Origin of the sequence: Bradyrhizobium sp. LTSP885 (assembly GCF_000938305.1) — a bacterium.
Lineage (GTDB): Bacteria > Pseudomonadota > Alphaproteobacteria > Rhizobiales > Xanthobacteraceae > Bradyrhizobium.
The window spans coordinates 199,550-226,482 of the sequence record NZ_JYMT01000002.1; the positions used below are offsets into that span (position 1 = coordinate 199,550).

The window sequence follows — 26,933 nt, forward strand, 5'->3', positions numbered from 1 at the left end:
CGAAGCCAGCGCCATGAACCAGTATCACGATCTGCTCGAACGCATCCTCGCCGACGGCGCCGAGAAACAGGACCGTACCGGCACCGGCACGCTGTCGATCTTCGGCCACCAGATGCGCTTCAATTTGTCGGCCGGATTCCCGATGCTGACCACCAAGCGGCTGCCGCTGAAGGCAATCGTGCACGAGTTGTTGTGGTTCCTCGCCGGCGACACCAACATCAAATATCTCAACGACAACGGCGTCACGATCTGGGACGAGTGGGCCGACGCTAATGGCGATCTCGGCCCGGTCTACGGCTCGCAATGGCGATCATGGCCCGCGCCTGACGGCCGCAGCATCGACCAGATCGCCAACGTTATTGAGATGATCAAGCGCAACCCGGATTCGCGGCGGCTGATCGTCAGCGCCTGGAACCCGGCTGAGGTCGACAAGATGGCGCTGCCGCCGTGCCACTGCCTGTTCCAGTTCTATGTCGCGAACGGCAAATTGTCATGCCAGCTCTATCAGCGCTCCGGCGACGTGTTCCTCGGCGTGCCCTTCAACATCGCCTCCTATGCGCTGCTGACGATGATGGTGGCGCAGGTGACGGGGCTGAAGCCCGGCGACTTCGTGCACTCGCTCGGCGATACGCATCTCTATTCGAACCATCTCGAGCAGGCACGCCTGCAACTGACCCGGCCGACGCGGCCGCTGCCGACCATGTCGATCAATCCGGATGTGAAGGACATCTTCGCGTTCCGCTACGAGGATTTCAAACTCGAAGGCTACGATCCGCATCCGCATATCAAGGCAGCCGTCGCGGTATGAGCGATTGATGTCTCTCACCATCCGCCGCGCGCGGCCCGATGAGGCCGGACTGGTGTTCTCGCTGGTCCGCGAACTCGCCGAATACGAAAAGCTCTCGCACGAGGTTCACGCCAGCGAGGCCGACATCGCCGACGCGTTGTTCGGCACCAACTCGCGGCTGTTCTGCGATATCGCCGAGTGGAACGGCGAGCCCGCCGGCTTTGCGGTGTGGTTCGTCAACTTCTCCACCTTCGCAGGGAGCCACGGCATCTATCTCGAGGATCTGTTCGTGCGCCCGGCGCTGCGCGGCAACGGCATCGGCAGGGCATTGCTCATGCACCTCGCCAAGCATTGCCTCGCCAACCGCTGGTCGCGCCTGCAATGGGCGGTGCTCGACTGGAACGCGCCGTCGATCGCGTTCTACAAATCGCTCGGCGCCGAGCTGATGGACGAATGGACGATCTGCCGCGTCTCCGGTGCGGCGCTCACGGCGCTGTCGGAAGGAGCGCGCTGATGGAGATCGTGCTGATCGTCGCAGCCGCCGAAAATGGCGTGATCGGGCGCGACAATACGATTCCGTGGCGGCTGAAATCCGACCAGCAGCGCTTCAAGGCGATGACCTTGAACAAGCCTATCGTGATGGGACGAAAGACCTTTGAATCCTTGCGCAGGCCGCTTCCCGGACGAACCAACATCGTCGTGACGCGCGACGCGAACTACACGGCACGCGGCGCGGTCGTCACGACATCGTTCGAAAATGCCCGTGCGGTCGCGCATGGCGACGCGTTGCGGCGTTTGGCCACCGAGATTGCAGTGATCGGCGGTGCGCAGATCTACGCGCAATGGATGGATGTGGCCGATCGGCTCGAAATCACCGAAGTCCATGCCAGGCCCGAGGGCGACACGCGCCTTGCCACAATTGATGCGAAGGACTGGGAAGAGATCGCGCGGGTGCGAAATCCGGCCGGCGAGGGCGACAGTGCCGACTTCTCCTATGTGACATATCGTCGGCGCAGCCAACGTTAACCAATGTTTGCATTGACAATTTTGCCCCGGCGCATAGCTCGTGCGGCTAGGAAGCTTGCGTTGTAAGGGCCTCGACGGTCCCCTATAACCGGGCCGGACATTCGAGCCCGGACCGTTCCGGTCGAGGCTTGCCTAGGAGATGTTTGATGCCGTGGAAGAATCAAGGCGGAGGACCGTGGGGCTCAGGTCCGAAAGGACCATGGGGCAACGGTCCGCAATCGGTCGGGCCGAGGCCGCCGGACCTTGAGGACCTTCTGCGCCGCGGCCAGGACCGACTGCAGCAATGGCTGCCCGGTGGGGGTTTCAGCGGCATGGGCATCGCGCTGGTGCTGGTTGCCGCGCTGGTGATCTGGTTTGCGACCGGAATCTTCCGCGTCCAGTCGGAAGAGCTCGGCGTCGTCATGCGGTTCGGCAAGTATGTGCGCGATGCGCAGCCGGGCCTGCGCTATCATTTGCCGTATCCGATCGAGACCGTGCTGCTGCCAAAGGCGCTGCGCGTGAACACGCTCTCGATCGGTATGACCCTGATCGACGATCCCGCCCGGCGCGGCCGCACCATCCGCGACGTGCCGGAGGAGAGCCTGATGCTGACCGGCGACGAGAACATCGTCGACGTCGATTTCACCGTGCTGTGGCGCATCAAGCCGGGTGGGGCCGGCGCTTACCTGTTCAACATCCAGAATCCCGAAGGCACCGTGAAGGCGGTCGCCGAAAGCGCGATGCGTGAGGTGATCGGCCGTTCCGAAATTCAGCCGATCCTCACCGGCGCGCGGACCCAGACCGAAGCAACCGTGCAGGAGCTGATGCAGAAGACGCTCGATGGCTACGGCGCCGGCATCCAGATCGCGCAGGTGCAGATGCAGAAGGTCGATCCGCCGGCGCAGGTCATCGATTCGTTCCGCGACGTGCAGGCGGCGCGCTCCGACCTCGAGCGTGCGCAGAACGAGGCGCAGACCTACGCCAACCGCGTCGTGCCCGAGGCGCGCGGCCGTGCCGCGCAGATCCTGCAGGCCGCCGAAGGTTACAAGGAGCAGGCGGTCGCCGAGGCCAGGGGCCAGAGCGCGCGCTTCCTGAAAGTCTATGAAGAGTACAAGAAGGCTCCCGAAGTGACGCGTGAACGTATCTATCTGGAAACCATGGAGCGCGTGCTCGGTGGGTCCGAGAAGCTCGTCTATGACGGCGGACCGGGCCAGAACATCGTGCCGTATCTTCCGCTCGGCGAACTGACGCCGCGGCGTCAGGCAGCACAGGCCACAACCGGCCAGCCGCAGGGAGGCACGCGATGAGATCCCCCGTCACGGGCATTGCGACCCTGATCGTCCTGTTCGTCGTGGCCATCATAGCCTACAGCTCGATGTTCACCGTGCAGCAGACCGAGCAGGCCCTCGTGGTCCGGTTCGGCAAACCGGTCGACGTCGTCACCGAGCCGGGCCTGAACTTCAAGGTCCCGTTCACCGACAGCGTCATCTCGATCGACAAGCGCATCCTCGACCTCGAAAATCCGTCGCAGGAAGTGATCGCATCCGACCAGAAGCGGCTCGTCGTCGACGCCTTCGCCCGCTACCGCATCAAGGACGCGCTGCGCTTCTATACGAGCGTCGGCTCGATCCAGGCCGCCAATCTGCAGCTCACTACGCTGTTGAATGCGTCGCTGCGCCGCGTGCTCGGCGAGGTCTCCTTCATCACGGTTGTCCGCGACGAGCGCGAGCGGCTGATGTCGCGGATCCGCGATCAGCTCGACAAGGAGGCCGACGGCTACGGCATCCAGGTTGTCGACGTGCGTATCCGCCGCGCCGATCTGCCGGAGCAGAACAGCCAGGCGGTCTATCAGCGCATGCAGACCGAACGTCAGCGTGAGGCCGCCGAGTTCCGCGCCCAGGGCGCCCAGAAGGGGCAGGAGATCCGCTCGAAGGCCGACCGCGAGTCAACGGTGATCGTCGCCGAAGCCAACTCGACGGCGGAGCAGACACGCGGCGGCGGCGACGCCGAGCGCAACCGCCTGTTTGCCGAAGCCTACAACCAGGACAAGGACTTCTTCGCGTTCTATCGTTCGATGTCGGCCTATGAGAACAGCCTGAAATCGGGCGAGACGCGCTTCCTGTTGCGGCCGGATTCGGAATTCTTCAAGTATTTCGGCAATGCCAACGGCAAGCCGCCTGAGGCGGCGGCCGCGGCGAAGCAGTAGCTTCAAGATCTGTAGCTTCAAGACATGTAACTTCAAGATCTGGCGGCGACACGGTCGACGCGTCGCCGCCATCAAAGAAAAACAAACACCAAGCGGGAGGCTCTCATCCGATGAGGTCAATAGCGTTCGGCGACTTCCTCATCGGTTTGGGAATCCTGTTCGTGCTCGAAGGCATCATGTTCGCGGCAAGTCCGGCCTGGATGCGCCGGGCGATGAAGAGCGCGCTGGCGACGCCAGATAATATCCTGCGCGTCGTCGGCATCGGCTCGGCGGTCGGTGGGTTGCTGCTGATCTGGCTGGTACGGCGCTGATCGTCGTTGTCGTTCCGGGGCATGCGAAGCATCGAACCTCAGATGCGCGATTGCGCATCGGGGAACCTCGAGATTCCGGGTTCAGCCCTGTCGGGCTGCCCCGGAATGACAACCAAGAATGAACGCAATCGTGAGCCTTTTGCGGCCGGTTTTTCGCCGAAATGGCCGGCTCGGATGCTTGCGCCGAAAGCCCGTTCGGGCGCACTGTGCGATCAAACGATATTCACCCGTTTGCCTGGAGAGAAGCTGACATGACCGCTGCCAGACCAGCCCTGAGCCGTCGCCTCCGTCTGATGGGAGCCGCGATCTCGATCGGTGCTGCAAGCATGCTGAGCTCAGTGCCGGCGTTTGCACGCGGCCCCGATGGCATCGCCGACGTCGCCGAGAAGGTGATCGATGCCGTCGTCAACATCTCGACGTCGCAGACGATCGACGCCAAGGGCGGCGGTGGCGCGATGCCGCAATTGCCGCCGGGCTCGCCGTTCGAGGAATTCTTCGACGACTTCTTCAAGAACCGGCGCGGTCCGGGCGGTCCTGGCGGCAAGGGCGGTGAGAAGAACGGCGAGTTCTCGCCGCGCAAAACCAACTCGCTCGGCTCCGGCTTCATCGTCGACACCGCGGGCATCGTCGTCACCAACAACCACGTCATCGCCGACGCCGACGAGATCAACGTCATCCTCAACGACGGCACCAAGATCAAGGCCGAGCTGGTCGGCGTCGACAAGAAGACCGACCTTGCCGTGCTGAAGTTCAAGCCGCCGAAGCCGCTCATTGCGGTCAAGTTCGGCGATAGCGACAAGCTTCGCCTCGGCGAGTGGGTGGTCGCGATCGGCAACCCGTTCAGCCTCGGCGGCACGGTCACCGCGGGCATCGTCTCGGCGAAGAACCGCGACATCAGCCAGGGGCCGTATGACAGCTACATCCAGACCGACGCCGCCATCAACCGCGGCAATTCCGGCGGTCCGCTGTTCAATCTCGATGGCGAAGTGATCGGCGTCAATACGCTGATCATCTCGCCGACCGGCGGTTCGATCGGTCTCGGCTTTGCCGTGCCGTCGAAGACGGTGGCCGGGGTCGTCGACCAGTTGCAGAAGTTCGGCGAATTGCGCCGCGGCTGGCTCGGTGTGCGCATCCAGCAGGTCACCGACGAAATCGCCGAAAGCCTCAGCATCAAGCCGGCACGCGGTGCGCTGGTCGCCGGCATCGACGACAAGGGCCCGGCCAAGCCGGCCGGCATCGAACCCGGCGACGTCGTCGTGAAGTTCGACGGCAAGGACGTCAAGGACCCGAAGGACCTGTCGCGCATCGTTGCCGACACCGCGGTCGGCAAGGAAGTCGAGGTTGTCATCATCCGAAAGGGCAATGAGGAGACGCACAAGGTCACCCTCGGCCGCCTCGAGGACAACGACAAGGTTCAGCAGGCCAACGCCAAGCCGGCCGAGCCCACCGAGAAGCTGGTGACGCAGAAGGCGCTCGGCCTCGACCTGGCCGCGCTGAGCAAGGACCTGCGCACCAAGTACAAGATCAAGGACAGCGTGAAGGGCGTCATCGTCACCGGTGTCGACGCCAGCTCCGACGCCGCCGAGAAGCGCCTGTCGGCCGGCGACGTCATCGTCGAGGTGGCGCAGGAGGCGGTCGCCAGCGCCGCCGACATCAAGAACCGTGTCGAGAAGCTGAAAAAGGACGGCAAGAAGTCGGTGCTGCTGCTGGTCTCGAACGGCGACGGCGAACTGCGGTTCGTCGCGCTGGGCGTGCAGTAGGGACGCAGCAAGAGCCTCGCCCACCACTGTCATCCCCCGCGAATGCGGGGGATCCAGTACGCCGCGGCCGTAGAAGCCGCGAACCAATCGATTCTCTAATTGTTAGTGAGCGATATCACGCAACTTCAACACAGTGCTTTCGTCGGATCGTAATCTTGGATCGTTATGCCACCTGCGGGAGCAGCAGCGGTTCTCACCGCTTAAGCGCGCCGCGTTGGAGCGACACAATGTTAGGGATTGAAAAGAGGTATGTCGAACGCACGGCGCGGACCAAATCAAGATCATTCGTGAAACGGGTGATCATTAATAACTCAATGGCCTTACCCATTTTCCTGCTCTTTGCGATCGTCACTTGGAATGACGCAAAGTCGCCGGCGGATACTTTTTTTGCAATATTGTTCTCTATTGGCTTCCTGGGCGGGCTGCGCTTTTTCTATTTGGTGTGGCGCGCCGCGAAACAGCAAAGGGAGCTAAACATTCATTGATGCGCACAGATGATTTCAGAGCATTCCATGTTTCAGAACTGAACGCACTCCGCATTGACCGCTTCCAGGAATTACGGAATTACGGTGCACTGAAGCGATCGTCTGCAGCGGCAAAGGGTTAAGTGCACTGTCGTCGTAGCCCGTTCTTCCTGGCGTGTATCGCCGCGCTGGAGCTTGAGCACGTGGTGCCAAAGTCGATCTAGGCACGCGCGAAAGCCCGGCGCTCGCTAAAGCGCCGGGCGAATGCGAATATCTTCCAAACGGGCAATAGGTGACGGTGGGCGCTCACGCTCCCGCTGTCTATCCGTAGATGTACCGCTTGTGGCGTCTGCACCATAACACCGCGTAATTGCGACGACGGTGCACTTGATCGATGTGGAAGCGAAACCAAGCAAGCTTTTGGCGCGAGATGTGTAGGACACGCCGTTAATTGTGCATCTGACGCGCCGCGCGAGTTCTGATTTTCGTAATTCATCTTGACTGCCACCCCAACTCACCGCCATAATCGCGCCCGTCTCACCCAATGAGAGGGGCGTGCGCACGTCACGAACGCGCGGTGGGATGCGGTGGACGCTGACGGCGCGGTTGACGATCGCGCCGGCGGCGGACGGTGAAGTCGTGTGGTTTTGACGCCCCAAGGTTGGTGTCAAGTTCGTGAGACGCCGACGCTGATCACGAACGACGGTGACCAAAACGCCTGGGCACCGGGAAGAGCACGAAGTAAGCCGTAAACCATCGCGCAGGGAAAGCCGGGATGCCTCCGCTGGACCTGTATGCTCGTGTGCGCACTCTCTTTCTTACATTGCACACGAGATCGCGGGTGCAGCGCGCACCCGGCTTTCCCTGCGCCCTCTGCTAAGGAGAGGGCGGAACGAGATGCAGAACTCGGGCAAATCATGTCGCGAGAATGCGAAGGTATGACTCACAATCCGCGCTACAAATTCACTGTCGTCCCTGCGAAAGCAGGGACCCATAGCCACGAATGCTAATTGGTTTGCAGCGCCGGGGCCACAGCCTGCTTCAACGACTCAACCCTGTGGTTATGGGTCCCGGCCTTCGCCGGGACGACACCACGCTACCCCTCCACGAACTCGTTCCGCCGATACCCCTGCGCATACAGCAGCGCGGTGAGGTCGCCGTGGTCGATCCGCGCCGCGGCGGCCGCAGCGACCGCCGGCTTGGCGTGATAGGCGACGCCGAGGCCCGCGGCCTGGATCATGCTGAGATCATTGGCGCCGTCGCCGGTGACCAGCGTGTCGATGTCGTCGAGATCGAAGGATTCCATCAGCTCGACCAGGGTCGCGAGCTTGGTGGCGCGGCCGAGGATCGGTTCGACCACTTCGCCGGTCAGCTTGCCGTCCGCGACCTGCAACTGGTTGGCGCGGTTCTCCTGGAAGCCGATCTTCGCCGCGACCACGTTGGTGAACAGCGTGAAGCCGCCCGAGATCAGGCAGGTATAGGCGCCGTGGGCGCGCATGGTCATGACGAGCGCGCGGCCGCCCGGCGTCAGCGTGATGCGCTTCTCCAGCACCTCGTCGACCACGCTGACCGGCAGCCCCTTGAGCAGCGCGACGCGCTCGCGCAGCGCCGCCTCAAACTCGATCTCGCCGCGCATCGCGCGCTCGGTGATCCCGGCGACATGGGCCTTGAGGCCGGCGAAATCGGCGAGCTCGTCGATGCATTCCTCGCCGATCATGGTGGAATCCATGTCGGCCAGAAAAAGCTTCTTGCGCCGGGCGATCCGAGGCTGCACGACAATGTCGATCGGGAGGTCGCCGCGCGCCTGGTGCAGGCGGGCTTCGATCGCCTTGACGGCGTCCCGGTCGGTGTCCTGGCTCTCGAAAGGAATGTCGACCGCGACTTCGTTGAACAGCCACTGTGCCGGGCCGGGTGATGGCAGCACGGCCCGCGCGCCGTCGACGATGGTGGAGTCGAGCGCAGGGCTCGCGGGATTGCAAATGAGCGTGGCGACGAGGGACATGCGGGCGCATTCGGGATTGTTGGACAAGGCAGTCCTTATCGCAGGGCCGACCGCCAGCGGCAAGTCGGCGCTGGCGCTCGAGCTTGCGCGAGAATCCGGCGGCGTCGTGATCAACACCGATTCCATGCAAGTCTATCGCGACCTCCGCATCATCACGGCACGGCCGAGTGAGGACGAGGAGGCACTCGTTCCGCACCGGCTCTACGGCCATGTCGATGCGGGCGTGAATTTCTCCGCCGGCGCCTGGGTCGCCGACGCCGCAAAGGTGCTCGGCGAGGCGCGCACGCAAGGCCGCCGGCCGATCTTCATCGGCGGCTCCGGCCTCTATTTCAAGGCGCTGACGCGCGGCCTCTCAGCGGTGCCGCCGATTCCTGCCGAGGTGCGTGACAGCGTGCGGGCAAGGCTGGAGCGGCACGGCGTCGAGGCGCTACATGCCGAGCTCGCGGCGCGCGATCCGGTGTCCGCCGAACGCCTGATGCCGCGCGACCGCACCCGGATCGCGCGCGCGCTCGAGGTCGTCGAGGCGACGGGGCGTCCGTTGCCCGACTGGCATCGCGATGGCTTGCCGCCACTGCTGCCGCCGGGCGAGTTTTCCGCGATCTTCCTCGCACCTGACCGTGACCAGCTCTACGCGCGGATCGATGCGCGGTTCGGCACCATGTTGGAGGCCGGCGCGCTCGCCGAGGTCGAGCGGCTGGCGGCACGGGGCCTGGATCCGCTGCTGCCGGCCATGAAGGCTCACGGCGTGCCGGCTCTGATCCGGCACTTGAGGGGCGAAATCAGCCGGGAGGAGGCTGCCGAGATCGGCCGCGCCGACACCCGCCACTACGCCAAGCGCCAGTTCACCTGGTTCCGCCACCAGCTTCCGGAATTCGAATGGGTGGCCCCGGAGGATGCGAGGGAATGGCTCCAAAGTCGGATTTCGTAGCCCGGATGGAGCGAAGCGCAATCCGGGACTTGCATCTGTGGATCGTTCGGTCCCGGATTTCGCTGCGCTCCATCCGGGCTACGGGACCGGCGCCCGTCTGCCATGCACGTTGCGCCACCCAAAAACGCTCGCCGAACGGCCGGAACCCCGCTACAGTGCCGAAATCGCGAAAGTGGCTGCCTTGCCTTGACATTCGGGCTTTGGCCGCTATGTTTCGCGCAACCTTTGGGAAGCTTGGGTCACACCGTGCGCAACATTATTACCAAACTCCTTATCGTCGTCGTACCCAGGCACACCGCCGGGGATGGCTAGCGGCCATCCAGATACGGGCGGTGTGCATGGGGCCTCTGGGGCCCTTTTTTATTGCCTGAAGCAGACCTGCAAGAAACCAACAGAAGCCGCGCAAACCAAGCGCATCCGGAGCGAGCCATGACCGACAAGAGCCACGACCCCAATCAGATGACCGGCGCCGCGATGATCGTGCGCGCGCTCATCGATCACGGCGTGCAGCACATTTTCGGCTATCCCGGCGGCGCAGTGCTTCCGATCTACGACGAGATCTTCCAGCAGAGCGAGGTCGAGCACATCCTGGTCCGCCACGAGCAGGGCGCCGGCCACGCTGCCGAAGGCTATGCGCGTTCGACCGGCAAGCCCGGCGTGGCGCTGGTGACCTCAGGTCCCGGCGCAACCAACATGGTGACGCCACTGACCGATGCGCTGATGGACTCGATCCCGCTGGTCTGCATTTCAGGCCAGGTGCCGACCCACCTGATCGGCAATGATGCCTTCCAGGAATGCGACACGGTCGGCATCACGCGGCCCTGCACCAAGCACAATTGGCTGGTGCGCGACGTCAACGACCTCGCCAAGGTGCTGCATGAAGCCTTCTATGTCGCGATGACCGGCCGGCCCGGCCCGGTGCTGGTCGACGTGCCCAAGGACGTGCAGTTCGCGACCGGCACCTACCATCCGCCGCGCAAGTCGGACGTGCACATCTCCTATACGCCGCGCGTGAAGGGCGACGCGACCCTGATCCGCAAGACGGTTGCGATGCTGGCCTCCGCGAAACGCCCGGTGATCTACTCCGGCGGCGGCGTCATCAATTCGGGCCCCGATGCCTCGAAGCTGCTGCGCGAGCTGGTCGAGGTGACGGGCATTCCGATCACCTCGACGCTGATGGGGCTCGGGGCCTATCCGGCCTCGGGTCCGAACTGGCTCGGCATGCTCGGCATGCACGGCACCTACGAAGCCAACATGGCCATGCATGATTGCGACGTCATGCTGTGCGTCGGCGCGCGTTTCGACGACCGCATCACCGGCCGCGTCGATGCGTTCTCGCCGGGCTCGAAGAAGATCCACATCGACATCGATCCGTCCTCGATCAACAAGAACATCCGGGTCGACGTGCCGATCATCGGCGATTGCGGCAACGTGCTCGGCGACATCCTGCAGGTGTTCAAGGCGGAGGCGAAGAAGCCCGACATCAAGGCGTGGTGGCAGCAGATCGCGCAATGGCGCGCGCGCAAGTCGCTGTCCTACCGGAAGAACAACGATATCATCCTGCCGCAATACGCGATCGAGCGGCTGTTCGAGCTGACCCGCGGCAAGGACACCTACATCACGACCGAAGTCGGCCAGCACCAGATGTGGGCCGCGCAGTTCTTCGGCGTCGAGGAGCCGCACCGCTGGATGACCTCGGGCGGTCTCGGCACCATGGGCTATGGCCTGCCGGCCGCGATCGGCGTGCAGGTGGCGCATCGCGACAGCCTGGTGATCGACATCGCCGGCGACGCCTCGGTGCAGATGACGATGCAGGAGATGTCGACGGCGGTCCAGCACGAGCTGCCGATCAAGATCTTCATCCTGAACAACCAGTACATGGGCATGGTGCGGCAGTGGCAGCAGCTGTTGCACGGCAACCGCCTGTCGCACTCCTACTCGGAGGCGCTGCCGGATTTCGTCAAGCTCGCCGAGGCCTATGGCGGTGTCGGCATCCGCGCGCACAAGCCCGCCGATCTCGACGGCGCGATCAAGGAGATGATCTCGGTCAAAAAACCGGTGCTGTTCGATTGCCGTGTCGCGGCCCTGGAGAACTGCTTCCCGATGATCCCGTCGGGCAAGGCGCATAACGAGATGTTGCTGCCGGAAGAGGCGACCGATGAAGCCACCGCAAAGGCCTTCGCCGGCGGCAAGGCGCTGGTGTGACGATGCGCGACGCAAACACAAACTCCGCTGTCATCCCCGCGAAAGCGGGGATCCAGTACGCCGGGACGTCTGAGATTGAATCGAGAGGCCGCGGCGTACTGGGTCGCCCGGTCCATGTGCGCAATTGCGCACAGGCCGGGCGATGACAACGGAGAGAGCAGAGCGATTGGAAGCGAAGATGTTTGACCTCAACGAGCTCGAGCGCGCGCACAAAATCGTCGGCACGGTTGTGCCGCCGACGCCGGCCTATGCGTGGCCGCTGCTGGCCGAGCGGCTCGGCACGCGCGTCGTCGTCAAGCATGAGAACCACACGCCGATCGGCGCCTTCAAGGTGCGCGGTGGCCTCGTCTACCTGGAACGGCTGAAGCGCGAGCGGCCGGATGTGCCGGGCATCATCTCAGCGACGCGCGGCAATCATGGCCAGAGCCTGGCCTTTGCCGCTGGTCGACACGGCGTGCCGGCGGTGATCTATGTGCCGCGTGGCAACTCGGTCGAGAAGAACCGCGCGATGCGGGCGTTCGGCGCCGAGCTGGTTGAGCATGGCGAGGACTTCCAGGCCGCGAAGGAAGAGGCCCAGCGGCGCGCGCAGTTTGCCGGGCTGCACATGGTGCCGTCGTTCCATCCAGACCTGGTGCTGGGAGTTGCGACCTACGCGCTCGAACTGTTCCGGACCGCGCCTGACATCGACATTCTCTATGTGCCGATCGGGCAGGGCTCCGGCATCTCCGGCTGTATCATGGCGCGCGACCTGCTCGGTCTGAAGACGGAGATCGTCGGCGTGCAGTCGACGGAAGCGCCGTCCTATGCGCTGTCGTTCGCGGCCGGCAAGATCGTGACCACCGAAACCAGCGACACCCGCGCCGACGGCATGGCGACGCGGATTCCCGATCCGGAGGCGTTCGCCCTGATCCGCAAGGGCGCGTCCCGCATCGTGCAGGTCACCGACGACGAGATCGGGCATGCGATCCGCGCCTACTGGACCGACACGCACAATCTCGCCGAGGGCGCGGGCGCCGCTCCGCTCGCGGCCGCGCTGCAGGAAAAGAGCAGGCTCGCCGGCAAGCGGGTCGGCCTGATCCTGAGCGGCGGCAATATCGATTTCGATCTGTTCCGCACCTGGGTCGGAACGGATGCCAAAATGGATGCCAACCCCGCCGCCAAGCGGGCGGTGGCATGACGATGAGACCGTAAGGGGACGACAATGAACCAGCCCGCATCCGCCTACTTCCTTGAAGAGCGTCACGATCCCAACGAGACGCACACGCTGTCCGTGCTCGTGCAGAACGAGCCCGGCGTGCTCGCCCGCGTGATCGGCCTGTTCTCGGGCCGTGGCTACAACATCGACAGCCTTACGGTGTCGGAGACCGAGAGCCAGAAACACCTCTCGCGGATCACCATCGTCACCACGGGCACACCGATGGTGATCCAGCAGATCAAGCACCAGCTCGACCGCATGATTCCAGTTTACCGCGTGGTCGACATGACGGTGACCGGACAGGCGATCGAACGCGAACTCGCGATGGTCAAGGTGCGGGGCGGTGGCGACCACCGCGTCGAGGCGCTGCGGCTGGCGGATGCGTTCCGCGCCCGCGTGATCGACGCCACAACAGAGAGCTTTGTGTTCGAGATCACAGGCAATTCGTCCAAGATCAATCAGTTCATCGACCTGATGCGCCCGCTGGGCCTGGTCGAGGTGTCACGAACCGGGGTGGCCGCGATCACGCGCGGGCCGGAAGGGATGTGAATCATGTTGGCGCGCGACTGGTACTATACGCAACGGCGGCAGGTCGGTCTCGATACCGCGGTCGCCTCGATCTATGACCGCCACGACGACAGCGACGGCCGCGCCCATCAGGCGCTGACCATGCTCGGCGTCAAGCCGGGCTGGCGGGTCGCCGATATCGGTTGCGGCAACGGCGTGCTGGCGACCGAGGCCGCGCTGATGGGGGCCGAAGTCGACGCCATCGACATCTCGCCGGCGATGCTCGGGCTTGCCGAAATTTACGCCCGTGACCGCAAGGCGCGGGTCCGGACCCAGCCGGCCGGCCTGCTGTCTTTCGCCTACCAGCCCAACTCCTATGACCTGATCGTCAGCGAGTTCACGCTGCACCATCTGCCGGATTTCTGGAAAGCCGTGGCGATGTCGCGGATATTCAACGCGCTGAAGCCGGGCGCGAACTTCTATCTGCGCGACATGGTGTTCGTCAGCATGCCCGACGGCGTCGAACGCGACGTTGAGGGCTGGGCCGATTTCTCGATCAAGAACCACGATTTCGAGCGCGAAAGCGTGATGACCCACATGCGCGACGAATACTCGACCTTCGGCTGGGTCATGGAGCGCATGCTGACGGAGACCGGCTTCACGCTGGTCTCCGTCGATTATCACGCGCCGCTGCACGGCACCTATCTGCTGCGCAAACCGAAGCCGGACCAACAAATCTAGCCGTCGCACCCAAACGGAACCAAAGAAGAAAAACAATGAAGCCGGCTGATGTTGGCATCGCCGTCATGGTCGCGGTGATCTGGGGGCTCGCGTTCGTCGCGAGCCGGATCGCACTCGACGAATTCTCGCCGGAGCTGATGACGACGCTACGCTTCGCCATCGCGGCGTTGCCGTGCCTGTTCCTGCGCAAGCCCGACGTCTCCTGGCCGCTGCTGATCGCGATCAGCTCCACGCTGTTCCTCGGTCAATTCCTGGCGCAGGCCTTTGCCATCGCCCATGGCGTTCCAGTCGGCCTCTCCAGCGTTGTCGTGCAGAGCCAGGCCCTGTTCACCATCGGCTTTGCCGCCGTGATCTTCGGCGAGATGCCGACGCGCATGCAGGCCACAGGCGTCGCGATCGCCGCCATCGGCCTTCTGATGATCTGCGGCACCGTCGGCTACGACTTCAGCGTCGGTTCGTTCGCAATCCTCATGATCTGCCCGATCAGCTTTGCGATCGGCAATCTCCTGCTGCGGCGAGCGCACGGCGTGCCGATGTTCGATCTGTTTGCCTGGCTGTGCCTCTCGGCCGCAATCCCGCTTGCCCTGCTGACGTTGATCAGCAACGGACCGCAGCCGACCTGGCAGGCGCTGACCCACATGTCGCTGACCGGATTTATCTGCGTGGTCTGTCTCGGCGGCATCTCGACCAGCATTGCCTACTGGCTGTGGGGCCGGCTGTTGCGGGACTATCCCGCCGCACAGGTGGTGCCGTTCGCGCTGCTGGTGCCGTTCGTCGGCTCGGCCGCCTCCAGCATCGTGTTCGGCGAGAAATTCGGGCCGCTGCGGCTCGCGGGCATGATCACCGTCGTCGGCGGCATCGCCGTGATGCTGCTGTCGAAGCGGCCCAAAATTCTGCCGAAAGTCGCGTGAGGGCACCATGTCGCATTCGTTGCTGTTGGCCTTCGTTATCTTTGCCGTCGTGATGTTCTTCACGCCGGGACCGAACAACATCATGCTGCTGTCGTCGGGGCTGACCTACGGCCTGCGCCGCACGGTGCCGCATATTGCCGGCATCACGGTCGGCTTCGCCTTCATGGTCGGTGCGGTCGGCATTGGGCTCGGCGCGATCTTCATCACCTATCCGGTACTGCAAACGATCCTGAAATATGCCGGTGTGGCCTATCTGGTCTATCTCGCAGCCGTCATCGCCATGGCCGAGCCGCCGTCGGCGGACCAGGGGGATGAGAGGTCCGGCCGCGGCCCGATGACGTTCTGGGGCGCGGCCATGTTCCAATGGATCAATGCCAAGGGCTGGGTGATGGTGATCGGCACCATCACGGCCTATGCGGCGATTGCCGCCTTCCCCTGGAACATCGCGATCCAGGTAGGTGTGAGCCTGCTGCTGGGAACTGTTTCCTGTATCGCCTGGGCCCTGTTCGGCACCGCGCTGCGGCCGGTCCTGACCTCGCGCCGGGCGATCCGTGTCTTCAATGTGGTGATGGCCATCCTGCTGCTGGCCTCGCTCTACCCCGTCTTCATGGACGCATGATGCCGCACCGCGCCATGCGAGATGGGGGTTTCCCAGATGAGGGAAAATGCTCTAGACAACCCCGGAAATTCGCGGGCGCCCGGCGGTTCTGACCTTCCGAAAGCCTGATCCATCGGCCGATTCTCGGCCCCTTCAAATGAGGAAAAATACGATGCGAGTCTACTACGATCGCGATGCCGACCTGAACCTGATCAAGGGCAAGAAGGTCGTCATCGTCGGCTATGGCAGCCAGGGTCACGCCCATGCGCTCAACCTGAAGGATTCCGGCGTCAAGGACGTCGCCATCGCGCTGCGCAAGGGCTCGGCCTCCGCCAAGAAGGCCGAGAACGCCGGCTTCAAGGTGATGGAAGTCGCCGAGGCGGCCAAATGGGGCGACCTCGTCATGATGCTGACCCCGGACGAACTGCAGGGCGACATCTATCGCGAGCACCTGCATGACAACATGAAGAAGGGCGCAGCCCTCGTGTTCGCGCACGGCCTCAATGTCCATTTCAACCTGCTCGATCCGCGCGCCGATCTCGACGTGCTGATGATCGCGCCGAAGGGCCCCGGCCACACAGTGCGCTCCGAATATCAGCGTGGCGGCGGCGTGCCCTGCCTGATCGCGATCGCCAAGGATTCGTCCGGCAACGCCCATGACCTCGGCCTGAGCTACGCCTCGGCGATCGGCGGCGGCCGTGCCGGCATCATCGAGACGACTTTCAAGGAAGAGTGCGAGACCGATCTGTTCGGCGAGCAGGTCGTGCTCTGCGGCGGCCTGGTCGAGCTGATCAAGGGTGGCTACGAGACGCTGGTCGAAGCCGGCTACGCCCCGGAGATGGCCTATTTCGAGTGCCTGCACGAAGTGAAGCTGATCGTCGACCTGATCTATGAAGGCGGCATCGCCAACATGAACTACTCGATCTCCAACACCGCCGAGTATGGCGAATACGTCACCGGACCGCGCATCGTGACCGCGGAGACCAAGGCCGAGATGAAGCGCGTTCTCGCCGACATCCAGGGCGGCAAGTTCGCCCGCGACTGGATGCTGGAGAACAAGGTCAACCAGACCTCGTTCAAGGCGACCCGCGCCAAGCTCGCCCAGCATCCGATCGAGGAAGTCGGCGCCAAGCTCCGCGACATGATGCCGTGGATCAAGAAGGGCGCGCTGGTCGACAAGACCAAGAACTAAGGCCTGATCAACGCCTTTTCGTCATCGAGGTCGCGCGCTGCGCGATCTCGATGTCCAAGGGCTGTCAGGATCTGGATCTGTGAGATATCCGGCTCTCCCCGATTGCATCCGCTGGCGGGGAGAAGGTGTTTCTAGTCGAACGCCACCCCGAGCCGACAGGCTCTTCGCCAGGCGACATGGCAGGGCACGTGTAGCCCTTCCGCGGGCATCACCAGGGTGAATTGATCGGGGATGCCGGTCTGGCTCTCGACCTGGAGCGCTGCGCCCGTTGGCGACAGATTGCGGATCGTGCAATCGATCGCGCCGCCGCCGAACTCGATCGTCCCGGCCTTCAACACCCGTTGTCTGATACCCCGACGAGCGTCCGTCATCGTCCTGGTTCCATACTGGTTCGATTGGTCTCAACTTGAACCGGCTGCGTTAATGCAGATTTACCCGCGATGCCTGTAAGACTACGGGGCATCACCGCTGTTTTGACGGCTTATATTACGTACGAAATATTAAGGTGCCCCGGTCACCTTGGCCGTCGATATCTTGGGGCGGAATCGACATGCTGGGACTTTTTCGATGGCTGGGGCGGTCCCCAGGATCGCCGGTTGCGGTACTCGGCATCCTGCTGTCGATGTCCACGATCGTTTTGTTCTGCTTCGATATAGAGACCCGCTATCTGGAGCGGATCGTCGCTGCCAAGACCGATGCGCGCAGCTTCGCGAAAGTCCTTGCCGAACATACTGCCCTGGCATTCGATGATATCGACCGCGTTCTGCTTGAAGCAGAGGCGATCCGGGCCAGCAGCCTGGCGGTGAGGGGCACTGATCCCGCAACGGCAAACCTTGCGCTTCGCCAGTTGCAAAGCAACTCCTCCGTTCTCGTTGCGATCGGCTGGACCAACGCATCCGGCGACGTGTTGGCGCACTCCTATGCCGCCGCGCCGCCTCGCACCAATATCTCCGACATGGCGCACTTCGTCGCGCAGCGCGACAGCGCGGATGATCAGCTGTTCATTTCGCCGCCATATCGTTCGGCGGTCGGCGACAAATGGTTCAGCGCGGCATCACGGCGGTTGAGCAACCCCGACGGCAGCTTCGCCGGCATCGTCACTGCGCCGCTCGACCAATCGTACTTCGCCAGGATTTACCGCTCGATCGATCTCGGCAAGAACGGCTCTGTCGTGCTGTTGCATCGCGAGGGCCGCATTCTGGCCCGAGAACCCGAGCGGCGGGACGCGATCGGAAAGTCGTTCGCGGATGTCCCGCTGCTGACCGACTATCTGCCGACATCTCCGAGCGGTTCCTTCGAGTCGACCAGTCCGGTCGACGGCATTGAACGGATTGCCGGCTATCAGGCGGTACCCGGGTTGCCGCTGGTCCTCATCGTCACCTACGCGCGCACCGACGTCCTCGCACCGTGGTATCGCCACCTCTACACTTACGGTCTGCTCGTGGCCACGATCGTCTTGTTCATCCTGTTCGGGACCTATTTGCTGGTGCGGCAGACGAATCGACTTGCTGCGAAGACGCAGGCGTTGGGACGCACCAACACCCGGTTCGATGTGGCGATCAGCAACATGTCTCAGGGGTTGTGTTTGTTCGATGCCGACAAGAAGCTCGTCATCTCCAATCGTCAATATCAGGAAATGTACGACCTGCCGGACGATCTGGTCGTGCCGGGGACGCCGCTGGATCGCATCCTGCAGTTCTACAAGGATCGCGGTGAAGCCAGCAATCTGACCGTCGACCAGCATGTCCAGCTCATGCCGACCCAGCGCAAGCAGGATCACGAATTGGCGGACGACCGCAAGATATTCATTCAACGCAAACCGCTGCCGGATGGTGGCTGGGTCGCGACCCACGAAGACATCACAGAGTTGAAGCGCAGCGAGCAATTGCTCGCCGAAAAGGCCGCCGAACTCGGAGCCATCAACCTCCGCTTCGACGCTGCGCTGAACAACATGTCGCAGGGGCTGTGCATGTTCGATGCCGACCAGAAGATCGTGGTCGCGAACGCGCGTTACGGCGAAATCTATCGTCTGGACCGGGACCAGATCAGACCCGGAACGTCGCTTGCGCAGATCCTGGAATATCGTCGCGAGAAGGGCACCAACTTCGCCGATGTGGCGCCGGAGACCTATCTCACCCGGAACATCAAGGAAGCGGCCGAGGTTCGCGAACTCGTGGACGGCCGTGTCGTTGCAATCGCCCGCCACATCATGGCGGACGGCGGCTGGCTGACGACCCATGAAGACATCACGGAGCGGGCGCACAACGAGAAGAAGGTCGCGTTCCTCGCTCAGCACGATCTGCTCACGGGACTGGCCAACCGCGTCGTGTTTTCGGAGAAACTCGATGAAGCGGCGCGGCGGCTTCAGCGGCACGGCACCACGTTTACGGTGCTGATGCTCGATCTCGACAAGTTCAAGAACGTCAATGATACGCTCGGGCATCCCGCCGGAGATCGATTGCTGGTGGAAGTCGCCCAGCGTCTGAAATCGTCGCTGCGTGACACCGACGTGCTCGCCCGCCTCGGCGGCGACGAATTTGCGATCATTCAGGACAACGAGAAAGACCAGGTCGCCGGCGCGGTCGGACTCGCTCGCCGGATCATTGGCTTGATCGAGCAGCCTTTCGACCTCGGTGGCAACAAGGTCAATGTCGGGACCAGTGTCGGCATCGCATTCGCGCCCGAGCACGGCGACACCGCGGATGTCCTGCTGCAAAAGGCCGATATCGCGCTCTATGCGGTGAAATCCGGCGGGCGAAACGGCTTCCAGATATTCCGACCCGAGCTTACCGAGGCCGCCGACATGCAGAAGTCGTTGGAGAGCGACCTGCGCGACGCATTGTCCCGCAACGAGTTCGAGCTGCACTATCAGCCCATGGTCGATGCGACGACGCAGACCACTTGCGGCGCAGAGGCGTTTGTACGCTGGCGGCATCCGTCAAAGGGTATATTGCTTCCCGACCAGTTCCTCCGGGCGGCGGAATCGACCGGGCTGATGCTGCCGCTCGGCGAATGGATCCTGCGGCAGGCTTGCCTGGACGCAGCCCGCTGGCCGTCGCCGATCCGACTCGCGGTTAACATTTCCGCCGCCCAATTCGAAGGAGGCAATCTGCTCGACTCCTTGCTGGGCGCGCTGGTCGCATCCGGCCTGTCACCCGACCGGCTCGAACTGGAAATAGCCGATGACGCGGTCGTGCAGGGCAATCAGGTCCATCTGCGCACCATGCGACAGTTGAAGAATCTCGGTGTCTCGATCGTCCTCGACAATTGCGGTGCGGGATATTCTGCGGTGAGTTCCCTGGCGGGCTTCCCGTTCGATAAGATCAAGATCGACAAGCCGATCGCGCAGGGCATGGCAAATCGACGCGATTGCGCGGCAATGGTCTCGTCCGTGCTTGCCCTGGCGGAAGGGCTCAACGTCGCGACAGCCGCCAAGGGCGTCGAGACTGAAGCGCAGTTCGAAGCCCTGCGGGCGGCGGGCGTAGACTTTGTCCAGGGTTATCTGTTCGGGCGGCCGGTGCCGGTTGCCGAACTCGAGTTTAGCGCGCGCAGAACGTCAGCAAAACATGTTGCGTGACCATCGGAGGACGCGCTCTGCCGGCTAACCCGCCACCAGTGCCGGCTTTTCGATCCTGTTGTGCAACTGCCAGAAACGCACGGTGCGCTGCGCGGTTTCCAGCGACAGCCGGCGGTAATCCCGCTGCGCGACCGAAAGCGTCGCGTCGTCGATCGGATGCGGCAGCGGCCGCTTGCGCAGGATGGTTTCGACCGTCGGCCAGTTCAGACGGGCGGAGCGGCAGGGGATCAGCATCAGGTCGGCGCGGGGACCGAGCATCAGCCGCTCGATCATCTCGAGCGGCATGTCGTTGAGGACCGCGAGTGCGACCGTGACCTCGTCGAACTTGCCGGTTTCCGCGAATTTATAGACCGCCGCGTCGTCGAGCTCGTTCAATTGCTTCATCAGCTTGACCAGCTCTTCGGCGACACCGTAGTTGCGGCGCGGGGTGGCGCCGCCTTCCTGGGCGATATCGTTCAGCACCTTCTGGATTTCGTTGCGCACCGCGGGCGGCGCGAGCGCCAGCAGGCGGGCGCGCACCGCGTCCTTGGCGCGGCGCAGCAGCTCGCGCAGCAGCTTGGCCGGGAGATCGATGCGCAGTCCGAGGATTTCGACCAGCTCATCGTCGCCTTCGGCGCGTGCGACGATGTTGGAATAGCCGTTGTCAGAGAACTGCGCGCTCGCGTTCTTGGCGAGGCGCCGGATCACCCTGTCCTCGCCGCGACCGACGATCACGTCGGTGACGGATTCGGGCAGGTTCTCGCGCGTCGAGATAGCGAACAGATGCTCTTGTCCCTTGGTGCTGGCGATCTCGAGCAGCGCCTCGTTGCTGAGGCGGCTGGAATGGGTGAGCACGTCGCCGGCGACGCTGATGTCGTCGTCCCAGGCGAGCGACTGGATCACCTCAAACGGTGCGTAGTCGAGCGGCGCCAGCCGCTTGCTCAGCTCGGCCCGCGCACGCGTTTCGACGCGTGCGATCAGGAGACAAAGCACGTCGTCGAACACCTTGACCTGTTCGTCGTTGAGGCGATCGCCGTCGTTCAGGAACAGGTCAGTCACGCGCCGCAGCGTCTGGACGCGCTTCGCGGACGTTCCGTCCCGGACAGCATCTTCAAGTTCGGCAATGATCGATTGTGCCGGCTGTTGCGCCATTGATGGGCAGCCTGTTGTTGCTGGATGACACCTGCGTGCAGGATGCAGCGCGTGGTCTTACACCTGCGTTAAGGTGGAACCCGGCGCAAATACGGGTGCGTTGCATCCTTAACGGGCGGCCACTGGACACGATTCAATTCGCGCCTCCTGCAGTCGTTTAAGGATTTGTTCAGGATGATTGCGCTTGCACCGCGGCCGCCGGGCGACGCGCGATGGCGAATATGTCGATCGGCGCGGCGCGGCCGCGCAGCTGCGTCGCGCCGAGCGCGTCGATGACAAGGTCATCGGCGGGTGGCAGCAGGCGAAGCAGTTCGCCCGACACCAGCAGCGCGCGGCCGACTTCCTTGCAATGCTGCTGCAGCCGCGCCGTAACGTTCACGGTGTCGCCGAAATAGGCGATCTGCCGGCGGGAATCCCCGCATTCGCTGATGACGACCGGTCCGGCATGGAGCCCGGCACGAAACGCCGGAACCACGCCGAATTCCCTGCGATAGCGGTCGGCCCGTTGCGTAAGAAGATCCTCGATCGCGAACACGCAGTCGAGACAGCGCGGCGATGGTTGGCCGGCATGGACCGGCCATGTCACGATCACCTCATCGCCGACATAGGCATGGACTTCGCCGTCATGCGATACGATCGCCTCGTCGATATCAAAGAAGAAGCGCGTCAGGAGTTCCTGCACGCGCAGCTCGCCCATCGTCTCCGCGAGCGTGGTCGAGCCGACGAGGTCAAGAAACAGCAGCACACGCTGCTCGCGGACCGGCCTGCGATAGCGTCCGAGCACGACATTGAGCAGCGTCCGGCCGCCGATCATCCGGATCAGTTCGTAGAGCGCCGTGATCGGGATCGACAGCAGCAGGGAGGTGCCGATGATCTTTGGAAAGCTCTCGCCGATCCACTTCGCCTCGATACCATGTCCGTAGAGAACGACCTCGAGCGCCATTGCGGCGATCGCCACAACCGTGGCCATAATGACGGAGCGGGCGATCAGTTCGACGATCAGCGGCCTTTTTCGCAACCAGCCGCCACCAAACGCGGTCAGATTGAGATGCGTGCCCCACGCGGTCAGGGTGAGGGCGGCGCCTTCCAGGGCGCTGCGCAGATAGTTCGCGACAGAGGCCGCGCTGGATTCGTCGAAGACATAGCGAAACAACCCGCCAACGAGCAGGCCGAAGACGGCCAGAACGATCGCAGGCCTCATCGCGCGCCGCATGATCCCTCCACGCTCCTCAGATATCCTGCGCGGATCGGGAAGGCCAGCGGGCGCAGCATGGTCGGGAAGTGAACGGAGACCGCCGCCGTTGCACTAATGTGGGGTTGGGCCACTTGCGGCCCGAACCAGACCCGACGCGAAGCGACATGAAATCTGCCATGATCACGAGGACCCTTACCGGGATCGGCCGGTTTGCCGCAAAACTGCTGGTCGATCGCGCATCGCGCGTAGCGATCGCCGCGGCCTTCACCGCCGTCCTCGCTTCATCGGCTCAGGCCGGCGACCAAGGCGATCCCAAGCAGTCCTGTGACGGCAACACGTTCCAGATGGTCGAATGCCTGAAGGCCAAGACCGCGCAATGGGACAAGCGGATGAATATCGCCTACCAGCAGGCGATCAAGGATGCCGGCGAGAAACAGGGTGAACAGTTGCGTGCGGCGCAACGCCTCTGGATCCAGTACCGTGACGCCAATTGCCTCTATTACGGACTGGGCGAGGGCACCATCGCCCGTATCGATGCGGGTGAATGCATGCGCAACATGACGGAAGCGCGCGCCAAGGAGCTGGAAGATCTCGGCCATCAGTGAGCCATCTTCCGGTGTCACGCCAAACATGATGACCGAGGCAAAGAGCCAGGACGAACTGACCCGTCTCGCGGATGATGCGCTGCGGGCCCACCCCGGCTGCGAGACGGCCCGCGTGCCGGCAGTCGCTGCGCTGCCGCATAGTCACAGCGACCGCAACTGGGAAATTCCGAACGTTGTGCTGGGCGACAGCCTGATCAGCGATGTCGACCGCGCCGTAATGTCGGTTCATCGCCAGCTTGGCCGCAAATTTCATCTGGTCTAGCGCCGACGGCTGTGCAGCCTAGGCCGCCTGCGCCGGACGCGGTGCGGGCCGTGAGGCCATGCTGACCATCCGTAGCGCGAACACGGCGGCGAGCGGGATCAGGAACAGCGCGTAGAGCGGCATCTCGGGAATCCGCTTGCCGAACGAGACCGTGAACTGCAGCAGCAGATAATAGCCGCCGGTCAGGTGCAGCACGCGCCAGGCGCGCGGACCCAGCATGGCCGCGGTGCGATCGAACGAGGTCGCGGTCAGCGCGATGATGAAGCCATATCCGATGCCGCCGAAGATGTAGGACGCAGCCGAGGTCGCGCCCGCGAAGCCGGCCGGGTCGATGCTCGCGAACCAGACGATCGCAACCGCATGGATGGCGTGCGAGGCGGCAAAGGTGACGCCAAGATAGCGCCGGTTGCGGCGCTGCCACCGCGTCCAGGCGTTCGGCCTGAGATATGCCAGCGACGCGGCCGAGAAGGCGAGGCAGAAGAACAACAGCGAGGTTCGCGCGGTGAAGCGGATCACCATCCGCACGCCCTCGACCTCGAACTGCCGCATCCCGGCAATCCAGATCGAAAGCACAATCAGGGTCAGCGTGAGCAGGGCGAACAGCCGCCAGCCCTCGAACCAGTTCCGACGCATCGGCATGTGCGGCCTCCCTCGCTAATGTAATCACCAGTTACATGGCGTCGCGACAGGTCGTCAATCCGTGTAATCGGCGCTTACATTCACAAGGGGGTGATGCTAGAGGTCCGGGATGCGCCGCCCCGCCACCCGTTCACCGTCCGGATCCCGAAAGGCCAAGCCGCGCCCGGCCACGGCGCGCGCGCCGGCGGCGAAGCCGTATCACCATGGCGACCTGCGCCGCGTCCTGATCGACGCCGCCATGCAACTGGTCGGCGAGGGTGGGCCGGAGGCGGTCAGCGTCCGCGAGGCCGCCCGCCGTGCCGGGGTCTCGCCAGGGGCGCCGTTCCGGCATTTTCCGAGCCGTGATGCCCTGATGAACGCGGTGGCGGAGGAAGCCCAACGCCGCTTCCGCGCCGAGATCGAGGCGGCGTTGTCCGATGCGCCGCCCGGCGACCCCCTGGGCCGTTTCCGCCGGCTCGGGATGGCCTATCTGCGCTGGGCGATGAAGAACCCCACCCATTTCGAGATCATCTCCAGCCGCCGCTTTTTCGACCATGACCGGTCGGCCGGGGTTACCAGCGACAATGCCGAGTTGATCGCCCTGACCGAGCGCTTGTTGGCGGAAGCTGTCTCGGCTGGCCAGCTCGGGCCTGTGGATCTGAAGCTGGTCCAGATCGCCGGCCGCGCGCTGGTCTACGGCTTTGCGCGGATGAACATCGACGGCCATTTGCCGCGCTGGGGTGTCAGCGATGCGGATGTCGAGCAGACGGCCGCAGGGATCATCGATCTCTTCATCGCGGGTATCGCAAGGCACGTAACGCCTGCTGCGAAAGTTTAAGGCGCGCAAAGCCGGCCCGGCCGCCTGCGGGTCGGCAAGTTCATTGCGTGTTCATGACGATTCCACTACGTTTTTATGACGCGATGCAGGTTCCGGCTGCGCCGTGCGTCTCCTGGCCTTTGCCAGCCAAGGCCCTTGTATTGCGCCGGGTTGTATTGCGTCTCACCCATGGCGCCCGCGCCACAACCAAATTCCTCCGTTGCCGCGCTCGCCGGCGGCCTCGTCGCCATCGGAATCTGGCGGCTGATGGCGGTCGCCGCGCCGCATCTCGGTGCGCTGATCCTGATGCTGCGGACCGAAACCGATTTCGGCGCGCGGCTCTGCTTCCTGTTGACCTGGGGAATCCTGAACTTCCTGTTCATCGCGCTGCTGCGCAGGCCGGCGCTGTCGGGGGCGCTGTCGCTGACCTTGGTCGTGGTGCTGGTGCTGCTGTCGCGGTTCAAGCACGACGTGGTGCAGATGACCGCGAACTTCGTCGACCTGATGGTGATCGACCGCGACACTGCGGCCTTTCTGCTTACGATCTTCCCGAACCTGCGCTGGTCGATCATCAGTGCCGGCCTCGTCACGCTGCCGCTGATGTACGCGCTGTGGTGGCTCGATCCGTTCCGCATCCGCCGCCTGCCGGCGGCCGCCGCCTGCCTCGCCTGCACGGCAGTGCTCTCGGCCTATGCCTTCACCTGGCCGGACGAGGCCTGGCGCGGTTACTACGACGACGGCTACCTGTCGAAATTTGCACGCTCCGGCGTCACCGCGGTCTCCGATTTCGTCAGCTACGGCTTCATGGAGTCGGATGCGAGCGTGAATGACCGGCTCAAGGTGCCGCTGGTCGATGCCTGCCATCCCTCGGGCCGACGGCCGAACATCATCATGATCCATGATGAGTCGAGCTTCGACATCCGCGCGGCCGCTGGCGTGAAGGTGCCGCCGGGCTACGGCAGCCAGTTCAAATCCTTTGACGGCGTCGAGCGGACATTCCTGGCCGAGAGCAATGGCGGGCCGAGCTGGTTTACCGAGTACAACGTGCTGGCGGGGCTGTCGTCCCGTTCGTTCGGCCGTTTTGCCTATTTCGTGACCCGCATCGCATCGGGGCGCGTCGAGCGCGGACTGCCGCTGGCGCTCCGCCGCTGCGGCTACGATACGCTTTCGCTCTATCCCGCGTTCGGCGCTTTCATGAGCGCGCGCAGCTTCCAGGCCACGACCGGCGTCCAGCGTTTCTATGACGCGCACGATCTGCACGCCAAGGACGTCGAGCCCGACAGCTTCTTCTACGACAAGGCCGTGAGCCTGATGGCGGAGCAGAAGACGCCGGGCGCGCCACTGTTCGTCTTCGTCTATCTCGCCGCCAACCATTTCCCATGGGAGACGAAATTCCGTCCCGATTTGCTGCCGTCCTGGAAGCGGCCGGGCAACGTGGCCTCGGTCGACGAATATCTGCGCCGGCAGGCCATGAGCGCCAACGACTATGCCGGCTTCGTCGCGGCGCTGAAGAGGAGTTTTCCGGCGCAGCCGTTCCTGATCGTGCGTTACGGCGATCACCAGCCGGAATTTTCGCCGCAACTGCTCGATCCCGAGCTCGACGAGGCCGGCATCGGCAAGAAGCTCATGGCGTATGACCCGCGCTACTACGCGACATACTATGCGATCGACGCCGTCAACTTCGAGCCGGTGAAGAGCCCCGCGGTGATGGACACGATCGATGCCGCCTATCTGCCACTGGTGATCCAGGAGGCCGCCGGCATTCCGCTCGATCCGTCGTTCGAGGAGCAGAAGGCCATCATGCTCCGCTGCAACGGCATGTTCTATTCGTGCAGGGATGGCGCCGAGGCACGCCGCTTCAACCGGCTGTTGATCGATGCCGGAACGATCAAGGGACTTTGAATTCCGTCATTGCG

The 26,933-nt window shown here is 63.6% G+C and carries 26 protein-coding genes; 21 read left to right on the forward strand and 5 right to left on the reverse strand.

The window, feature by feature from the left end; translation table 11 throughout:
- The first annotated feature begins 13 nt into the window (after positions 1-13).
- The 8 genes from UP09_RS00935 to UP09_RS37345 all read left to right on the forward strand — a co-directional run bounded on the left by UP09_RS00935 (position 14) and on the right by UP09_RS37345 (position 6,554).
- Complete coding sequence (locus UP09_RS00935) at positions 14-808, forward strand: thymidylate synthase (RefSeq protein WP_044536112.1); 795 nt, start codon at positions 14-16, stop codon at positions 806-808.
- 7 nt (positions 809-815) lie between these two features.
- On the forward strand, positions 816-1,301 hold the full coding sequence (locus UP09_RS00940) for a GNAT family N-acetyltransferase (RefSeq protein ID WP_044536113.1): 486 nt from the start codon (positions 816-818) through the stop codon (positions 1,299-1,301).
- The gene (locus UP09_RS00945; protein ID WP_044536114.1) at positions 1,301-1,813 is read left to right on the forward strand and encodes a dihydrofolate reductase; all 513 of its coding nucleotides are present in this window, start codon (positions 1,301-1,303) and stop codon (positions 1,811-1,813) included. The genes UP09_RS00940 and UP09_RS00945 overlap by 1 nt, the downstream gene beginning before the upstream one ends.
- A 146-nt stretch (positions 1,814-1,959) precedes the next feature.
- Positions 1,960-3,099 carry an FtsH protease activity modulator HflK gene (gene hflK, locus UP09_RS00950; RefSeq protein ID WP_044536115.1) on the forward strand — a complete coding sequence of 380 codons (1,140 nt, stop codon included), beginning with the start codon at positions 1,960-1,962 and terminating at the stop codon, positions 3,097-3,099.
- Positions 3,096-3,998: a protease modulator HflC gene (gene hflC / locus UP09_RS00955; RefSeq protein WP_044536116.1), complete on the forward strand. Its 903-nt coding sequence runs from the start codon at positions 3,096-3,098 to the stop codon at positions 3,996-3,998. The genes hflK and hflC overlap by 4 nt, the downstream gene beginning before the upstream one ends.
- A 110-nt stretch (positions 3,999-4,108) precedes the next feature.
- Entirely contained in the window at positions 4,109-4,309 is a 201-nt protein-coding gene (locus tag UP09_RS00960; RefSeq protein ID WP_044536117.1) for a DUF2065 domain-containing protein, read from the forward strand.
- Positions 4,310-4,560: 251 nt separating this feature from the next.
- Positions 4,561-6,069, forward strand: coding sequence for a Do family serine endopeptidase (locus UP09_RS00965; RefSeq protein WP_044536118.1), 1,509 nt, complete (start codon positions 4,561-4,563; stop codon positions 6,067-6,069).
- Between the two features lie 155 nt (positions 6,070-6,224).
- The gene (locus tag UP09_RS37345) at positions 6,225-6,554 is read left to right on the forward strand and encodes a hypothetical protein (protein WP_156164379.1); all 330 of its coding nucleotides are present in this window, start codon (positions 6,225-6,227) and stop codon (positions 6,552-6,554) included.
- A gap of 1,075 nt (positions 6,555-7,629) precedes the next feature.
- Here UP09_RS37345 and serB read toward each other — a convergent pair.
- On the reverse strand, positions 7,630-8,535 hold the full coding sequence (serB, locus tag UP09_RS00970) for a phosphoserine phosphatase SerB (protein WP_044536119.1): 906 nt from the start codon (positions 8,533-8,535) through the stop codon (positions 7,630-7,632).
- On the opposite strand from serB, the gene miaA reads away from it, so the two are divergent.
- From miaA to ilvC, 8 genes are all read left to right on the forward strand, one after another.
- On the forward strand, positions 8,513-9,463 hold the full coding sequence (miaA, locus tag UP09_RS00975) for a tRNA (adenosine(37)-N6)-dimethylallyltransferase MiaA (RefSeq protein ID WP_245301723.1): 951 nt from the start codon (positions 8,513-8,515) through the stop codon (positions 9,461-9,463). The two genes, serB and miaA, sit on opposite strands and share 23 nt — an antisense overlap.
- Positions 9,464-9,892: 429 nt before the next feature.
- Positions 9,893-11,668, forward strand: coding sequence for an acetolactate synthase 3 large subunit (locus UP09_RS00980; RefSeq protein WP_044536121.1), 1,776 nt, complete (start codon positions 9,893-9,895; stop codon positions 11,666-11,668).
- A 178-nt stretch (positions 11,669-11,846) separates the two neighbouring features.
- Positions 11,847-12,845 (forward strand): threonine dehydratase, encoded by a 999-nt coding sequence (locus tag UP09_RS00985; RefSeq protein WP_044536207.1) that lies wholly within the window; start codon positions 11,847-11,849, stop codon positions 12,843-12,845.
- Positions 12,846-12,869: 24 nt separating this feature from the next.
- Positions 12,870-13,412, forward strand: a complete 543-nt coding sequence (gene ilvN, locus UP09_RS00990) for an acetolactate synthase small subunit (RefSeq protein WP_044536122.1) — start codon at positions 12,870-12,872, stop codon at positions 13,410-13,412.
- Positions 13,413-13,415: 3 nt separating this feature from the next.
- A complete protein-coding gene (locus UP09_RS00995; RefSeq protein ID WP_044536123.1) occupies positions 13,416-14,111 on the forward strand; it encodes a class I SAM-dependent methyltransferase in 696 nt (231 codons plus the stop codon).
- A gap of 35 nt (positions 14,112-14,146) precedes the next feature.
- A complete protein-coding gene (locus tag UP09_RS01000; protein WP_044536124.1) occupies positions 14,147-15,022 on the forward strand; it encodes an EamA family transporter in 876 nt (291 codons plus the stop codon).
- A 7-nt stretch (positions 15,023-15,029) separates the two neighbouring features.
- Complete coding sequence (locus UP09_RS01005; RefSeq protein ID WP_044536125.1) at positions 15,030-15,641, forward strand: LysE family translocator; 612 nt, start codon at positions 15,030-15,032, stop codon at positions 15,639-15,641.
- Between the two features lie 151 nt (positions 15,642-15,792).
- The gene (ilvC, locus tag UP09_RS01010) at positions 15,793-16,812 is read left to right on the forward strand and encodes a ketol-acid reductoisomerase (RefSeq protein WP_044536126.1); all 1,020 of its coding nucleotides are present in this window, start codon (positions 15,793-15,795) and stop codon (positions 16,810-16,812) included.
- A gap of 131 nt (positions 16,813-16,943) precedes the next feature.
- Here the strand turns inward: ilvC and UP09_RS01015 are convergent, their stop codons facing one another.
- Positions 16,944-17,183 carry a PilZ domain-containing protein gene (locus tag UP09_RS01015; protein ID WP_044536127.1) on the reverse strand — a complete coding sequence of 80 codons (240 nt, stop codon included), beginning with the start codon at positions 17,181-17,183 and terminating at the stop codon, positions 16,944-16,946.
- A gap of 179 nt (positions 17,184-17,362) precedes the next feature.
- Between UP09_RS01015 and UP09_RS01020 the strand changes: the two genes are divergently transcribed.
- A complete protein-coding gene (locus UP09_RS01020) occupies positions 17,363-20,389 on the forward strand; it encodes a bifunctional diguanylate cyclase/phosphodiesterase (protein WP_052832910.1) in 3,027 nt (1,008 codons plus the stop codon).
- A 24-nt stretch (positions 20,390-20,413) separates the two neighbouring features.
- On the opposite strand, the gene UP09_RS01025 is transcribed toward UP09_RS01020, so the two are convergent.
- On the reverse strand, positions 20,414-21,520 hold the full coding sequence (locus UP09_RS01025; RefSeq protein WP_044536128.1) for a DUF2336 domain-containing protein: 1,107 nt from the start codon (positions 21,518-21,520) through the stop codon (positions 20,414-20,416).
- A 169-nt stretch (positions 21,521-21,689) separates the two neighbouring features.
- Positions 21,690-22,733 (reverse strand): adenylate/guanylate cyclase domain-containing protein, encoded by a 1,044-nt coding sequence (locus UP09_RS01030; protein WP_044536129.1) that lies wholly within the window; start codon positions 22,731-22,733, stop codon positions 21,690-21,692.
- A gap of 158 nt (positions 22,734-22,891) precedes the next feature.
- Between UP09_RS01030 and UP09_RS38370 the strand changes: the two genes are divergently transcribed.
- Together UP09_RS38370 and UP09_RS01040 are read left to right on the forward strand one after the other, a co-directional pair.
- Positions 22,892-23,320, forward strand: a complete 429-nt coding sequence (locus tag UP09_RS38370; protein WP_245301724.1) for a lysozyme inhibitor LprI family protein — start codon at positions 22,892-22,894, stop codon at positions 23,318-23,320.
- A 25-nt stretch (positions 23,321-23,345) separates the two neighbouring features.
- A complete protein-coding gene (locus UP09_RS01040) occupies positions 23,346-23,582 on the forward strand; it encodes a hypothetical protein (RefSeq protein ID WP_245301725.1) in 237 nt (78 codons plus the stop codon).
- A gap of 18 nt (positions 23,583-23,600) precedes the next feature.
- On the opposite strand, the gene UP09_RS01045 is transcribed toward UP09_RS01040, so the two are convergent.
- Positions 23,601-24,221: a hypothetical protein gene (locus UP09_RS01045; protein ID WP_044536130.1), complete on the reverse strand. Its 621-nt coding sequence runs from the start codon at positions 24,219-24,221 to the stop codon at positions 23,601-23,603.
- A gap of 109 nt (positions 24,222-24,330) precedes the next feature.
- On the opposite strand from UP09_RS01045, the gene UP09_RS01050 reads away from it, so the two are divergent.
- Positions 24,331-25,038, forward strand: coding sequence for a TetR/AcrR family transcriptional regulator (locus UP09_RS01050; RefSeq protein ID WP_044536131.1), 708 nt, complete (start codon positions 24,331-24,333; stop codon positions 25,036-25,038).
- A 168-nt stretch (positions 25,039-25,206) separates the two neighbouring features.
- Entirely contained in the window at positions 25,207-26,919 is a 1,713-nt protein-coding gene (locus UP09_RS01055) for a sulfatase-like hydrolase/transferase (RefSeq protein WP_044536132.1), read from the forward strand.
- Positions 26,920-26,933: the final 14 nt, after the last annotated feature.